Origin of the sequence: Streptococcus gingivalis, assembly GCF_035544715.1 — a bacterium.
GTDB lineage: Bacteria > Bacillota > Bacilli > Lactobacillales > Streptococcaceae > Streptococcus > Streptococcus gingivalis.
Window position 1 is genome coordinate 635424 of sequence record NZ_JAYKTO010000002.1, and the last position, 15502, is coordinate 650925.

Genomic DNA, 15502 nt, shown 5'->3' on the forward strand with positions numbered 1-15502 from the left:
GAGGTGAAGCAGATAAAAAGCGGGCAGTCAGATGCTCCATAAAAAGAGGAGGAAAGACAAATGGCAGGATCAGTGATACAGGGAGAGAACTACCGAATCTCCGTATTAACGGAATCTTTGGTGCGCTTGGAATATTCAGAGGGTGGTGTTTTTGAAGATGGTCAGACGCAAGTTGTGCAAAATCGTGATTTTGGACCTGTTGCCTGTGAGGTCGTAGAGACAGAAGAGGTCCTCGATCTGCATACGGAGCATCTCCACCTTCATTTTGAAAAGGGACCTTTTACACCGGATCGGCTTTTTATCGAGCTCAAGGGTCAGTATGCAGTCTATGGTAGCCGGTGGCACTATGGTGATCAGCCTGAGACCTTGAAAGGGACCAGTCGGACGCTTGACGAGGTCGATGGAGCTATGGAGTTGGAAGATGGGATCTTGAGCAAGGCCGGTTATGCTCTTTTAGACGATTCCAGCTCCTACTTGTATGATGTCGAAAGCGGATTTAGAGCACGGCCATGTCCAGAAGTGGATCTGTATTTCTTCGGTTATGGGCGCGATTATCTAGGGGCCTTGAAAGATTTTTACCATCTGACGGGACAACCCCCTCTCTTGCCACGTTATGCTCTGGGAAACTGGTGGAGTCGGTATTGGCCTTATACCAGTCAGGAGTACACAGATTTAATGGATCGTTTCAAGGCTGAAGGGGTGCCTTTGGCTGTCAGTGTGATCGATATGGACTGGCACAAGACAGCGATTCCTGCTCGCTTTGGAAGTGGTTGGACGGGCTATAGTTGGAACCGGGACTTGATTCCTGATCCAGCTGCCTTCTTACATGGTCTTCATGAGCGTGGTTTAAAGGTGACCTTAAATGTCCATCCAGCAGATGGCATTCGTGCCTTCGAGGATGCTTACCCCATGGTCGCAAAACGCTTGGGATTAGATGCGGAAAAAGAAGAAGCGGCTAGCTTTGACTTTTACAGTCCAGCCTTTCGCGAAGCTTATTTCGAAGATGTCCATCATCCCTTGGAAGATCAAGGAGTCGACTTTTGGTGGATTGATTGGCAACAGGGAAGTCATGGCAAGATGGATCCCCTTTGGTTGTTAAATCATTATCATTATCTAGACAATTGTCGTACAGGTCAAGCTGGTCTTATTTTATCGCGTTATGGAGGTCCTGGCAGCCACCGGTATCCGATCGGTTTTTCAGGGGATACCATTGTGACTTGGGAATCCCTAGCCTTTCAACCCTATTTTACCAGCACAGCTTCAAATATCGGTTATACGTGGTGGAGTCACGATATTGGTGGCCATATGCGGGGTTACTATGATGAAGACTTGGCTCTTCGCTGGTTGCAATTTGGGGTCTTTAGCCCGATCAATCGTCTCCATAGTTCTTGTAATGCTTTTAACAGCAAGGAACCGTGGTTTTACTCGTCTGAGACCTGTCGCTGGATGAAGCGATATTTACGCCTGCGTCACAGCTTACTACCTTATCTTTACACCATGAATGTGGCGACGCATGAACAAGGACTGCCTTTGGTTCAGCCCCTCTATTACCACTATCCAAACGAAGAAGATGCTTATGAGGGTAAAAATCAATATTTCTTTGGTAGTGAACTCATGGTGGCCCCAATTTCAGAGGCTCTGGATCCTGTCTATCATAGTGCTTCTGTGAGTGTTTGGTTCCCAGACGGAGTTTGGTATGATTTCTTCCATGATTGGAAGTACGAAGGAAAAGGCAAGCTTACAGTCTTTAGAGCTAGCCAGGATATTCCGGTCTTTGCGCGTGCAGGAGCCGTCATCCCTATGGATGCACACCCGCAGACAGGGGTAGAGCTCCCAGAAATGCTGGACTGGCATCTTTTCCCAGGTGACAATCGTTCCTTCGTGCTCCTTGAAGGAGAAGGAGATAACAGGGTTGAAACCCGCCTAACTGTCAATTGGGATGAAAGAAAGATTAGGTTGGATTTAACAGGTGATCGAACGCTGCTTCCTGAAAAGAGACAGCACCGGTTCTTCCTCCATACCTTTGAGACAGCCCCTATCTTAGTGGACAATCACAGTCAGGAGATTGCGATGGGTGAGCTGCAATCGCGTCCTACTGCAAAAGAAGATCGGATGTTTGAGCTCTTGAAATCTGCCAACCTGGCCTACGATAGAAAGAATGAATTATTTGCGGCTTGTTCAACAGCCAAGAATTGGAAACAGTTGATGAAGGTCATTACGCCTTTAGAGGAAGGTTTGCGCCAACGTCTCTTTGAAGTGATTTATTCAAGTGAAGAGAATGAAGACTTGTAAATTCTTGCAATTTCATCCCTATTTTTGTATGATGAAAGTGATTTCACAATCATAAAGGAGAAGAAAAAATGGAACAAAAATGGTGGCATAATGCCGTAATTTACCAAGTTTATCCAAAGAGTTTCAAGGATAGTAATGGCGATGGCATCGGGGATCTCAAGGGGATCACGAGCAAGCTAGACTACTTGGAAAAATTAGGGATTACAGCGATCTGGCTCTCACCAGTCTACAAGAGTCCCATGGATGATAACGGCTATGACATCTCGGATTACGAGGATATTGCCTCCATCTTTGGGACTATGGAAGATATGGAAGAATTGATCGCAGAAGGCCATAAACGCAAGATCAAAATCATCATGGACTTGGTGGTCAACCATACCTCTGATGAGCATGCTTGGTTTATCGAAGCACGTGAAAATCCAGATAGTCCAAAGCGGGATTTCTATATTTGGCGCGATGAGCCCAATGGTATTATTTCTGCTTTTAGTGGCTCTGCTTGGGAATTGGATGAAGCATCAGGCCAATACTACCTGCATAACTTCAGTAAGAAGCAACCAGACCTCAACTGGGAAAACGAGGAGCTTCGTCATCAGATCTATGACATGATGAATTTCTGGATTGACAAGGGGATTGGTGGCTTCCGTATGGATGTCATCGATATGATCGGTAAGATCCCAGATCAGGAAATCATCAGCAATGGTCCCATGCTCCATCCTTATTTGAAGGAAATGAATCAAGCTACCTTTGGCGATAAGGATCTGCTCACCGTGGGAGAAACTTGGGGAGCGACTCCAGAGATTGCTAAGCAATATTCCAATCCAAAAAATCAAGAATTGTCCATGGTCTTCCAATTTGAACACATTGGTCTTCAATACCAACCGGGTCAACCAAAATGGCACTACGCTAAGGAATTGGATGTGCCAAAATTGAAAGAAATTTTCACCAAGTGGCAGACGGAATTAGGAAAAGACGAAGGCTGGAATTCCCTCTTTTGGAACAACCACGATCTCCCACGGATTGTGTCAACTTGGGGGGATGATGGCGACTACCGTGTCAAATCTGCCAAGGCTTTAGCGATTCTGCTTCACTTGATGGAGGGAACTCCTTATATCTATCAAGGGGAAGAAATCGGGATGACCAATTATCCATTTAAGAGCCTTGAGGACGTAGAAGATATTGAGTCGATCAACTATGCTCATGAAGCCTTAGAAAAAGGGGTTCCGCTCGAAGTGATCATGGATCAAATCCGCCATATTGGTCGGGACAATGCCCGGACACCGATGCAGTGGAATGATGAAGCAGAAGCTGGCTTTACGACAGGTCATCCATGGCTTGCGGTCAACCCAAACTACAAAGAGATCAATGTGGAGGCTGCCCTAGCAGATCCAGACTCTATTTTCTATACCTACCAAGCCCTCATTGCTTTGAGAAAAGAGTACCCTTGGCTTGTGACTGCTGATTATGAATTGGTGGACGCAGCAGACAAGATTTTTGCTTACAAGCGGGTAGAAAGAGAGCAAGCCTACCTCGTCGTTGTCAATCTCTCAAGTCAAGAGCAAGACTTACCGCTTGTCAATGGAGTTGAAGAGGTTCTCATTGCCAATACCAAGGTGGAGCAAGTCCTCGAATCGGGCAAGTTAGCCCCTTGGGATGCCTTCTGTGTCAAATTAGCCTAATGAAGCAAATAAAAAAATTAAGGAACGAACTTCCTTATAAAAGCAGGTCTTTCTCAATAGAGAAGGCCTGTTTTGCTTTTTAGGGGTTGTTCTTCTAGCAGAATCCGCTCAAAAATGGTTCGGTGATGCATGGGCTATAGGAAATATTTATAAGGAGTCCTAGTTTTTGCTTTTGATAGCGGGTCCCAAGGCCTATTAAATCTGTGTTATAGTTTTTGCCTATATCAAAATTCGTGTAAAAGCAATTATACAAGACGGCTATCTTCTGATATGATAGTGTCAATTAGAATTTTTGGAGGACACAACATGTCAACTACAATTATCGGTTTCCCACGTTTGGGTGAATTCCGTGAATTAAAATTTACAACTGAAAAATACTTTAGAAAAGAAATCTCAGCAGATGAGCTCTTGGCAGCCGCCAAAGACTTGCGTGCAAAACACTGGAACATTGTCAAAGAGCAAGGCATCTCAGAGATTCCTTCAAATGACTTCTCACATTACGACAATTTCCTTGATGCAGCCTTCCTTTTCAACGTTGTGCCTGCATCTGTTCAAAACTTGGATTTGACAGACCTTGAACAATACTTTGCTTTGGCGCGTGGTTACCAAGGTGAAAAAGGGGATGTGCGTGCCCTTCCAATGAAAAAATGGTTCAATACGAACTACCATTACATCGTTCCTAAATTTGAAAAAACAACAGAAGTGAAATTGGCTGGTCACAAGATTTTTGATGAGTACCAAGAAGCTAAAGAATTGGGCCTTAACACACGACCAGTTGTCGTTGGACCATTCACATTCCTTCAATTATCTGACTTTGAAGATGGTGTGAAAGCGGAAGACTTCGTCGACAGCCTGGCTGCTGCTTACCAAGAAGTCTTTGCAAAATTGGCAGAGCTTGGCGCTACTCGTATCCAACTCGATGAGCCAGCTCTTGTCAAAGATTTGTCAGCTGAAGAAAAAGCTCTCTTCTTGAACCTCTACAACAAACTCTTGGCGGACAAGAAAGGCCTTGAAGTCTTGATTCAAACCTACTTTGGTGATGTTCGTGATGTCTACAATGACCTTGTGAACTTGCCAGTAGATGGTATTGGTCTTGACTTTGTTGAAGGAAAGAAAACACTTGAATTGGTTAAAGGTGGCTTCCCAGCTGATAAGACCCTTTATGCTGGTATTGTGAATGGGAAAAACATCTGGCGCAACAACTATGAAAAGAGCTTAGAAATCTTGGATCAAGTTCCAGCTGAAAAGGTTGTCTTGACGACTTCTTGCTCCCTTCTTCATGTGCCATTTACAACTGCTAATGAAGAATTTGAACCAGCTATTTTGGACCACTTCGCCTTTGCGGTTGAAAAATTGGGTGAATTGCGTGACTTGGATGCCATCCGCAATGGTCAAGGTGCAGAAGCTCTTGCTGCCAACAAAGAACTCTTTGCAACCGAACGTGTCGGAGAAAATGCTGAACTTCATGCTCGTATCGCAGCGTTGACAGAAGCAGACTACACTCGTTTGCCAGCTTTCGCAGAACGCGAAGAAATCCAAAAAGAATCCTTCAAACTTCCAGCGCTTCCAACAACAACCATCGGTTCATTCCCTCAAACGAAAGAAGTTCGTGCTAAACGTTTGGCCTTCCGTAAGGGTGAATTGACTCAAGAAGAATACGATGCCTTCCTTGCTGAAACAATTGATGAATGGATCAAATGGCAAGAAGAAGTTGGATTTGATGTGCTTGTACACGGTGAATTTGAACGGAACGACATGGTTGAGTACTTCGGTCAAAACTTGTCTGGTTACCTCTTCTCTAAAAACGGTTGGGTACAATCATACGGTATGCGTGGGGTGAAACCACCAATCATCTGGGGAGATGTTACTCGTCTTAACCCAATCACTGTGAAATGGTCTAGCTACGCACAAAGCCGTACAGATAAACCTGTTAAAGGGATGTTGACTGGACCTGTTACCATTCTTAACTGGTCATTCCCACGTGAAGACATCTCTATCAAGGATTCTACTCTTCAAATCGCTCTTGCTATCAAGGATGAAGTTCTTGACCTTGAAGCTGCAGGCGTGAAAATCATCCAAATCGACGAAGCTGCTCTTCGTGAGAAATTGCCACTTCGTCGTAGCGACTGGTACGAAGATTACCTTGACTGGGCGATTCCAGCCTTCCGTTTGGTACACTCAACTGTAGCGCCAGATACACAAATCCACACGCACATGTGTTACTCAGAATTTACAGATATCATCCCAGCGATCGATAACTTGGATGCGGACGTCATCTCATTTGAAGCTAGCCGTTCAAACCTTGAAATCTTGGATGAGTTGAAAGCCAAAAACTTCCAAACAGAAGTTGGACCTGGGGTTTACGATATCCACTCACCACGTGTCCCACAAGACGGTGAAATTGATCACACTATCGAAGCGATCTTGGCCAAAGTACCAAGTGGCAAAGTTTGGATCAACCCTGACTGTGGTTTGAAGACTCGCGGAATTAAAGAAACAAAAGAAAGCTTGATCAAACTAGTTAATGCTGCTAAAGAAGCGCGTGAACACTTGTAAGAAAATGTTTCGAGGACCTTCTATCATCGTGTAGAGGGTTTTCGAATCATCCCTTATCCTAGAAACAGTGGCTCAGAGTTCTTGATCAACGAAACAAAAGAAAAGGATAGAATATGTCACAACACACACCGTCTCTGTCATTTGAAGTTTTTCCTCCAAATCCTGAAGTAGGCAATGCCAAGCTCCTCCGGGCCTTGGCAAATATGCAGGAGCTAGCCCCTCACTTCATTAGTGTGACCGCTAGCAATAATAAATACAATATCAAAGAGACGACAGTTGCTTTAGCCAATCATATTCAGAATGAATTGTCTATTCCGACCATTGCCCACTTACCGGCTATCTATCTCAGTAAGGAAAAGGTAGCAGATACCCTTCATGAATTGGATCAAGTAGGAGTTCACCGGATCTTGGCCCTTCGTGGAGATATTATCCCTGGTGTGGAACCTTTAAAAGACTTTCGTTATGCAACGGACTTGATTGAATTTATTAAAACAGAAGCTCCTCACTTTGATGTGATTGGTGCTTGTTACCCAGAAGGTCACCCAGATTCTCCAAACCAAATTTCAGATATTCAAAATCTGAAAAAGAAAGTGGATGCTGGATGTTCGAGCCTAGTGACTCAACTTTTCTTTGACAATGAGCGTTTCTATGATTTTCAAGATAAGTGTACTTTAGCTGGGATCAATGTTCCTATTCATGCAGGAGTGATGCCGATTCTTAACAGAAACCAGGCCCTTCGTCTCCTCAAAACTTGTGAAAATGTTCATATCCCACGGAAGTTTAAAGCCATTTTAGACAAGTATGAGCATGATCCAGAATCTCTTCGCGCAGCTGGCTTAGCTTATGCAGTCGATCAAATCGTTGATTTGGTTACTCAAGATGTGGCAGGTGTCCATCTTTACACCATGAACAATGAAGATGTCGCTTACCACGTCTACCAAGCAACAAAGGCTTTATTTGCTCATCAACCGAATTTTGAAGTGAATTAATCAACACTTTTAGTAGGAAGTGTAGAGATTGAGAAAGAATAGTTCTCAGTCTCTTTTTATTCGGGTCAATCACTTGCTAAAAACCAACTTTTTTTTTATAGTATTAATATGAAGTTTTTGGAGGCGCTTGCAATGAAAAAAGAGCTCAAGCTGAAATTATTTGGACCCCCTAAGGTTGTTTTCAATCAGAAAACTATTCGGTTTTCTTTTTCGAAGATGGAGGCCTTACTTTATTACTTAGCAGTTATGGGCCAGGTCAACCGTGATGAAATCGCCGGTATTCTTTGGGGAGCTAAGGAAAACCAAGTAGCCCGCAAAAACTTACGGAATACGGTTTACCAAGCCAATAAAATCTTTGAGGGAGATATCATTGTCTCTCCAAGCCGGAGCAGTTTGGCTCTTAATCCTGATTTGAGTCTTTCTTTGGATGTCCAGCTCTTTGAAAGAGATCCACTAAGTGCCTTGGATCTTTATCGGGGAGACTTTTTAGAGGGCTTCTATGTCAAGGATGATGAAGACTTTGATCAGTGGGCTTCTCGCAAACGGGATGCTTATAGGAAGCTCTACGTCGAAAGCTGCTATCAAAAAATTAAAAAGATCGGTTTCGGAGATCCTAGTATAGAACTCTTGCTCCATCATTTGGTAGAGCTGGATGAATTTGAAGAGAAAAACTACCAGCTCTTGATGGAGTATTATAGCTTCCATCATCAGCTAGGAAAATTTTTTGAAACCTATTATAAGCTAGTCGATTTATTGGATCGCGAGCTCAGTGTGCGTCCCAGTCGAGCAATTGAGGAACTTTATCACTCGGTTTTGGAAGCCAAACGAACTCATAAACTGAGTCATCGCTTAAATATCCATGAACTTCCCTTTTTTGGTCGGAAACAAGAACTCTCACAACTCGAGGAATACCTCTCTTTAGTCGAGACGGGTGAAGCGGTTGGTCCTTTTCTCGTGATGGGGCAATCTGGAACAGGCAAGAAACGTCTCTTACGGCAGTTGGTCTTGATGTCCAATCGCAGTTTTAATTTTATTAAGGTAGAAGGAAGAGCTACTAGTCAACGCTACGAAGAAAGCAGCTGGAATGATCTCAGACAAGCGCTAGAGAAACTGGGGGATGAGATGGGGATTTCCCTTCTGGAAGAGGAGGATGATCTCATTTCGGTATGGAATCAGCTTCAGGTCCTGAGCAAAGAAAAACCGCTCCTGATTCTGCTTGAAAATGCCCAGTGGATCGATGCAGTGTCTCTAGAAAAAGTGAAACAACTAGAGGAGAGAAGAAACCAGGAGAAATGGCAACTGATTTTTACAGCGGAAGAGCCTCTGCCAGCTTCCTTCGTCAACTTCTTGGGGAGCTTGAAGGTAGAGAAACGGTTGTCTCAACTAGAGTTGACCAATTTTGATCCAAGTGAAAGTCGTGCTCTCTTGAAAGGGGAACTGGGAGCAATAGAGCCGGCAGTGATGGAGCAGATGGTCGAATGGAGTGAAGGCAGTCCGTTCTTGCTGTCCAGCTATATCGAAGAGTGGAAAGAAAATGAAAATTTAGAACCCTTGCCTGATATCATTCAAGCCTATCTTTCTCAGGAGCTTGGGGATATGAGCAGTGAGGAAGAGGCTCTTCTACACTACCTATCTTGTTTTCATAAGCCAATTTCTCTGTCTATCTTGGCGGAATTGACGGCTACAGAGCTTCCTGTTTTGACAGAATTAATCGAGCCTTTATCTGAAAGAGCGATCGTCTCAATCGTAGAAGAAGGCGAGGCTCTCTTGGTTCAATTTTGCAAGCAATTGGTAGCCATGTACTTTTACCATCTTCTTTCGCCAGCTAGACGGCGGCTCTTCCACCAACAAATTGCGCAAAAATTGGAAGAAAGCTTAGAAGATTCGACGGACCTTCTTCTTTATAAGGAAATTGCCTACCAATACAAGCAATCCCAATATCTTTTGCGTTCCATATCTTTTGAGTTGACCTATTTAGAAGAAATCCTTCAGCTGGAGCATGAGCTGTTTCCGATTTATTCCAAGGCAGATGAGGGCATCCTATCAGATGGTACAAATAGCCGTTTGGACATTTTTGGGGAGTTATCTCGTCTACGCCTAGAATTAGATAACCTCTTTTCAAGGCACCAAAGAGATAGAGAATACAAGCATTTACAACTGCGTTACTTGTACCTAGAAGGTCGCTATTTTATTCGGAGTGGGGAGTATCAAAAGGGGATTCATGATATCCAAAAAGTCATCTCCTATGCGCGGGAACTCAAGCAATCCGACTTCCTCTTAGAGGGTTACCGGCAAATCATTTATTATTGCATTCAAACGGAAAATATCTCTGAGATGGCCTATTATACAGATTTGGCTTTGGAAGATGCCATCCAAGCTAATAATCATGAGGTCATCGCGATCCAGTTGCGTTTGAAGGGCTTGTATCACCTGATGGTTGGGGATGAGGAGCAGGCAACCCGGCATCTGTATCGCTCCATTGATTGCTTTAGTTTGACCAATAGCATGCAGGCCAAGTATGCCATTCAAATTGCGGCTTCTTTGGCCTACCTCGCTGAAATCGAGCAAATTAGGGGCCATTTCCAAGTAGCTGTCACCCACTTAGAAGAGGTTCTGCGTTTGGTGGGAGATCAAGCTGTTGATTCCGTCCGTGTCGTCTTTGATATTGATCTTGGGATCGCCTATTATTGGAAGGGAGATTTGATCCAAGCTCGCCTCTGTTTTGACAGAGCTCAGAAGATTTTGTCCAGTGTTCGCTTCCCTTGGAAGGAAGAATTGCTCGAATTTTACCAATCCTTGATTGCTTGTCAGCAAGGGGATCAGGAGAAGGTTGCGGCTTATCTGGCTCGAAAAGAAAGGACGATGAAACCATCTGCTAATTCACGGGATAAGGGGATGGTTCATTATCTATTAGCTTTCTTATCTGATCAAAAGGAGAAAGGAGAAGAGCTCGCTCCTGCCCTGAGCACCTTCTTGAAAGAAGATAAGAATTACTACAAGAAGGTGGCAGAGCAACACTTGAATCCCTACAGAGATCGTCATTTTCTTAAAAAATTAAAAGACCTGTAGAGGCTCTTGCCTAAATCATAAGAGAGGGCTAAGTGGCCTGTTCTCCTTTCAGGCAAAGATCATTGTGCCTGAAAACGAAGAAAAAGCATAGAAATACCCTAGTAATGGGTGTTTCTATGCTTTTTATGTGTGTAGAAATCTTCTTAGTTCAGTTTTTGTTGCGCCAATATTTGGGTCAAGTAAAAGATAAAGGTCGCAGCAAGGTTTGAAGTATGGTTGTCAATATCATGAGGAGGAGAAACTTCCACGACATCAAATCCGATTAGCTTACCACTAGCAGCAATGTGTTGGAGAAGCAGGAGGGCTAGTTTAGGATCGACACCAAGCGATTGGATGGCGCTAACACCAGGAGCAGAGCCGACCGCAAAGCAATCCATATCAATAGACAGATAGATCGCGGTTTGGTTTTCTAAAAATTGATCGATTCGATCCAGAATGGCTTGGTGGCTCATCTGGAAGAGATCTTGGCCAGTTAAAAAATCAATGCTTGGTGTTTTAGCAACGTAATTAAAGAGGAAGAGGTTATTATTGTGCTCTTGGATCCCCAGGATGAGGTAAGGGAAGTCCTGACCTTTTTCTTTCGCATGATCAGCCATTTGACGAAAACCTGTTCCAGAGTTGGGACCGGTTTGGTCGTAAGGTCGCAAATCAAAGTGGGCATCCAGATTGATCACAGCCAGTTGTTCATCTTTTTCTAAACTGGATTGAATCCCTAGATAGTGGCCGTAAGCAGTTCCGTGACCGCCTCCTAGGACAATGGGTTGGATCCCTAGTTGGTACATGCGCTGGATCGCTTGTGAGAGACTTTCTTGGAGTTCTTCTAGTGAATGGTTAGGCCCGTCAATATTTCCCACATCATACACTGTCACATTGGTTCCCCAGTGCCATGGAAGTTTAGCGATTTGAGAACGGATGGCTGTAGGACCCTCGACTGCTCCTACACGCCCATTATTGATATAGACTCCTTTGTCGCTCTTAAAGCCGATGATCCCAAAGGTCATACCCTCAAATGGAGTGAGGGTCTCGTCGTTTAGGTCTAAAAATTTGGTGACCATTCCCCATTTGGCCGTGTAGGGATTGTCCTCGATGCTACCTTGGTAGTAGCTGTAGGTCATTGGATAGTAGTTTGTGAGCAAGCTTGTCGCCTCCCTTATTTTTCTGAAAGCAGGCAGAGGCTGAGAAGATCGCCAGCCTCTGTTTTGCTTTATTCTTACTGTATCAGTATTGAATGCTTAAGTCAACTGCTTTTTCGATGGTTGCTAAGAATTCTTCGCTTTCGACAACAGCAGATGCTTTATTAAGTTCTTCAAAGATTTCGATATCTTTGTCAAATTCAATGAAGTTCAGTTTTTGACGAATCAGCTCATAAGCTGGTTTTGTACCTTTACCAAGTTCATGATTTTCTGGCTTGAGATCCAAGGCTTGGCAAGCTGCCATGATTTCAGTAGCAACGATGCGACGTGAGTTTTTAAGAATTTCTGCTGCTTTACGAGCGGCAGTCGTTCCCATGCTGACGAAATCTTCTTGGTTTTCACAAGATGGAATAGAATCGACACTAGCAGGGTGTGCCAAAATTTTATTTTCCGATGCAAGGGATGCACAAGCATACTGGGTAATCATGAAGCCTGAGTTGAGTCCAGGGTGTTTAACCAAGAAGGATGGTAATTTACTGAGTTGGCTGTTGACCAAGCGTTCCACCCGACGTTCAGATACGTTCCCAATTTCAGAAAGGGCAATGCCTAAGAAGTCAAATGGTTGCGCCATTGGTTCACCGTGGAAGTTACCTCCTGAGATGACGTGTCCTTCTTTGGTAATGATTGGGTTATCTGTGACAGAGTTGATTTCGATTTCAACTTTTTCTTTTACGTAAGCAATAGAATCCTTGCTGGCTCCATGTATTTGAGGGATACAGCGAAGTGTATAAGGATCTTGTACCCGTTGTTGAGTCGCAACAGTGGTATTCTTGCTTCCTTCAAGAAGGTTACGGATGTTGCGAGCAGTTGCCAATTGTCCACTTTGTGGGCGGATGGAATGAAGGTCTTCTTCGAATGGACTGGTAATTCCATTGTGAACTTCCATTGAGAGAGCACCAGCGATATCAGAGAGTTTGAGCAATTGGATACCATCATAAGTCGCAAGAGCACCGATACCGGTTAGGACAGTCGTACCATTGATCAAGGCAAGTCCTTCTTTGGCAGCCAATTGGATCTTTTCAATTCCAGCACGATCTAAGGCTTCTTGACCACTGAGAAGTTCTCCTTTGTAGTAGGCGCGTCCAAGACCCAACATTGGTAAAACCATATGAGCAAGTGGTGCTAAGTCTCCAGAAGCTCCGAGAGAGCCTTTTTCAGGGATATAAGGAGTGACTCCTTTGTTGAGCAATTCTAACAGTTTTTCAACAGTTGACAGACGAATGCCAGAATAACCTTTCAAGAGTGAGTTGATACGGATCAGCATGATGGCACGAACGGCATCTTCAGGAAGTGGATCACCGAAGCCAGATGAGTGAGTTCGGATCAGGTTTTCTTGCAGTTGAACAGTATCTTCTGGAGAGATGCTGACATTACAGAGGGAACCAAAGCCAGTGGTTACACCATAGACGACTCGTTTTTCCCGGACAATGTCATCAACGATTTTACGGGATGCGATAACGGCTTCTTTGGCTTGTTCATCAAGCTCACATTGGGCACCGTGCCGAGCGACAGCGATGACTTCTTCGAGTGTTAAGCTATTACCATCTAAATGAATCAATTGAGTCATATAAAACCTCCGATTATGAATAGTTGTTCTGTGGAAGTAGTGTTGTTTACTTCGGTTTGAATACCAAACATGGGCCCATTGTCTATTGATCTAAAAAAATTGAAAGGAGTCATAGAGAAAAGGGCTCAGGTTTGACATTCGTGGAGTCCTAGATGGGTTAGGGAGCAAAACCGAGCTTCACTCCCGTCTCTGTTCCCATCTAGTGTGTAAAGAAAATTAGTGAGGAAGGGTTTTCGATTTATGTAGTTTATCGCCGTGGAAAACAAAGTAGAGTCCACTTGCGATCACGAGACCGATGGCACCCCAAACAAAGTTCATCATGTTGTCCCCTGCAATCATCAAGATACTGATCACAACAGCTAGAACTGGGATAACAGGACCAAATGGTACTCGGAAGGTAACCTTTTTGTCTGGGTACATTTTTCTGAGTTTGATGGCTGCCAAAGCAGTTGGAATGTATTGGAAGAAACGGAAGACAACACTGAAGGTTGCTAATGTTTCGAAAGAGCCAGATAACAAGAGTAAGAAGGCGAAGATACCAGAAATGATAATGGCAATGACAGGGGCATTCTTAGAGTTTGTTTTTCCAAGCCCTTCTGGCAAGAGTTTTTCAGTTGCTAATGCGGCACCAAAACGAGGGACCATGATGGATTCACCGATGTTTAGACCGGCGATTGAAATGAGGGCTCCGTAAGAAACGAGTGGAGCTCCGATAGGGCCAATCATTTCGACAAATGCGTCTTGTACTGGTGCACCAGTTTGCATAATGCGACCACCAAGCATGGCGATTGTTCCTGCGATGATCAACATGTAGAGAACAGATACAATACTGATAGAACCTAGAATAGCGCGGGGAACGTTCTTTTCAGGGTTGCGCATTTCCCCTGCAACGATAGACATGGTTTCAAATCCGATGAAACCGTAGAAGATGTAGACGGCTGTACTAGAAATAGAACTGAAGAGGTTTGTTCCACTTTCCAATTGAAGGAAAGGTGTGAAGTTGCCCTTGCTCACGCCACCGGGAATGAAGAAGATGGCAAAGAGTGAGAAGAGGACAATTGGAATTAATTTTGCAACAGTAGCTGTCAGAGTAAACATCTTAGAGGTTTTCAGACCGGCAATGTTCATCAGACTCAAGAGAATCAGCATACCGATACTGATCGGAAGGTTGTAGCCTTCAAATGCTGGGAAGGTGATGATGAAGATCTTAGCAAATCCGGCTAACATGGCAGCCCAAGCGATAACAGTAACGGCCCAACCGAGAATCCCAACGTTAAAGCCAACGAAGTCTCCGAAAGCGGCTTTTGAGTATTGCATGGCTCCACCGTTTTTGTCGAAGTAGCCAGCTGTTTCAGCCAGACAGGCTGATAGTAGCATGACGAGAATGGCAACCCCGAACATGACAGCTAGAGAAGCTGGTCCGAGGCCAGAATAAATTTTTTGAGGAAGGAGGAAGATACCAGATCCGATTACGGCGTTGATACCGTAAAGAGTGGCACCGCTAAAGCTGAATTTCGCTTTTTCTTGTTCCTCAATCGACTGTTTATGTGCTCCGTTCATAATGTTTCTCCTTTGTGAACATTATTGTAGTCCAGTCCAGATAGCAATCGGTTGCTCCCCAGACTGATGGGGTAAAAACGTGATTGTCATCTCTTGAAGAGGAGATGCTTGTTCGATCACCAGGAGCTCGTGAGTTTGGAGAGTTTGAGAATGATTGTTTCCCCATTCGAGTGTTAGTGGACAGAGAGCGTAGATCAATTGATAGCGACTCTGACTTTTGACACTCTCTTTTGGGGATATAGCACTCATATGCCCCTGATAAGAAGGTTTGTAAATCAAATTAAAGTCTTGACAAGTCCCTTGGCTAGATACAGGATCTCCCCCATCAAAGAAGTAGCTTTGAAAGGGGTTCAAAACCACTTCTTTATGGTGATGGGTGAGCCTAATGGAGGCATTCAAGGGCATCAAGATTCGGTGGTAGCCCGTGAGATCGGTAAAGTTACTTTTTTCAACCTCTACCGTTGCAGTAGAGAGGCGGAAGTCAAAGGTCCGATCTGGATAGCTTCCTCCCTCTGGGGAGAGAAAGAGTTGGGTGGTTTGGCCACCGGACCAGGTAGAAATTTGATAATCTGCGGGGGTAAGATGAAGGAGAGTCACCAT

General features: G+C 44.2%; 9 protein-coding genes. 5 read left to right on the top strand and 4 right to left on the bottom strand.

Annotation, left to right across the window (positions count from 1 at the left end; all coding sequences use genetic code 11):
• The first annotated feature begins 60 nt into the window (after positions 1 to 60).
• From SM122_RS09525 to SM122_RS09545, 5 genes are all read left to right on the top strand, one after another.
• Positions 61 to 2292, top strand: a complete 2232-nt coding sequence (locus tag SM122_RS09525; protein ID WP_195326704.1) for a glycoside hydrolase family 31 protein — start codon at positions 61 to 63, stop codon at positions 2290 to 2292.
• A 68-nt stretch (positions 2293 to 2360) separates the two neighbouring features.
• Positions 2361 to 3968 (top strand): alpha-glucosidase, encoded by a 1608-nt coding sequence (locus tag SM122_RS09530; RefSeq protein ID WP_195326705.1) that lies wholly within the window; start codon positions 2361 to 2363, stop codon positions 3966 to 3968.
• 306 nt (positions 3969 to 4274) lie between these two features.
• Complete coding sequence (gene metE, locus SM122_RS09535; protein ID WP_195326706.1) at positions 4275 to 6524, top strand: 5-methyltetrahydropteroyltriglutamate--homocysteine S-methyltransferase; 2250 nt, start codon at positions 4275 to 4277, stop codon at positions 6522 to 6524.
• 113 nt (positions 6525 to 6637) lie between these two features.
• Positions 6638 to 7513 (top strand): methylenetetrahydrofolate reductase [NAD(P)H], encoded by an 876-nt coding sequence (gene metF, locus SM122_RS09540; protein ID WP_049490369.1) that lies wholly within the window; start codon positions 6638 to 6640, stop codon positions 7511 to 7513.
• A 132-nt stretch (positions 7514 to 7645) separates the two neighbouring features.
• A complete protein-coding gene (locus SM122_RS09545; protein WP_195326707.1) occupies positions 7646 to 10582 on the top strand; it encodes an AAA family ATPase in 2937 nt (978 codons plus the stop codon).
• A gap of 143 nt (positions 10583 to 10725) precedes the next feature.
• Here SM122_RS09545 and hutG read toward each other — a convergent pair whose 3' ends face one another.
• The 4 genes from hutG to SM122_RS09565 form a co-directional block, all read right to left on the bottom strand.
• Positions 10726 to 11718, bottom strand: coding sequence for a formimidoylglutamase (gene hutG / locus SM122_RS09550; protein WP_024054987.1), 993 nt, complete (start codon positions 11716 to 11718; stop codon positions 10726 to 10728).
• Positions 11719 to 11800: 82 nt separating this feature from the next.
• A complete protein-coding gene (hutH, locus tag SM122_RS09555; RefSeq protein WP_003008651.1) occupies positions 11801 to 13342 on the bottom strand; it encodes a histidine ammonia-lyase in 1542 nt (513 codons plus the stop codon).
• A gap of 216 nt (positions 13343 to 13558) precedes the next feature.
• On the bottom strand, positions 13559 to 14902 hold the full coding sequence (locus tag SM122_RS09560) for an APC family permease (RefSeq protein WP_031576513.1): 1344 nt from the start codon (positions 14900 to 14902) through the stop codon (positions 13559 to 13561).
• A gap of 21 nt (positions 14903 to 14923) precedes the next feature.
• On the bottom strand, positions 14924 to 15502 hold the full coding sequence (locus SM122_RS09565) for a HutD/Ves family protein (protein ID WP_003008647.1): 579 nt from the start codon (positions 15500 to 15502) through the stop codon (positions 14924 to 14926).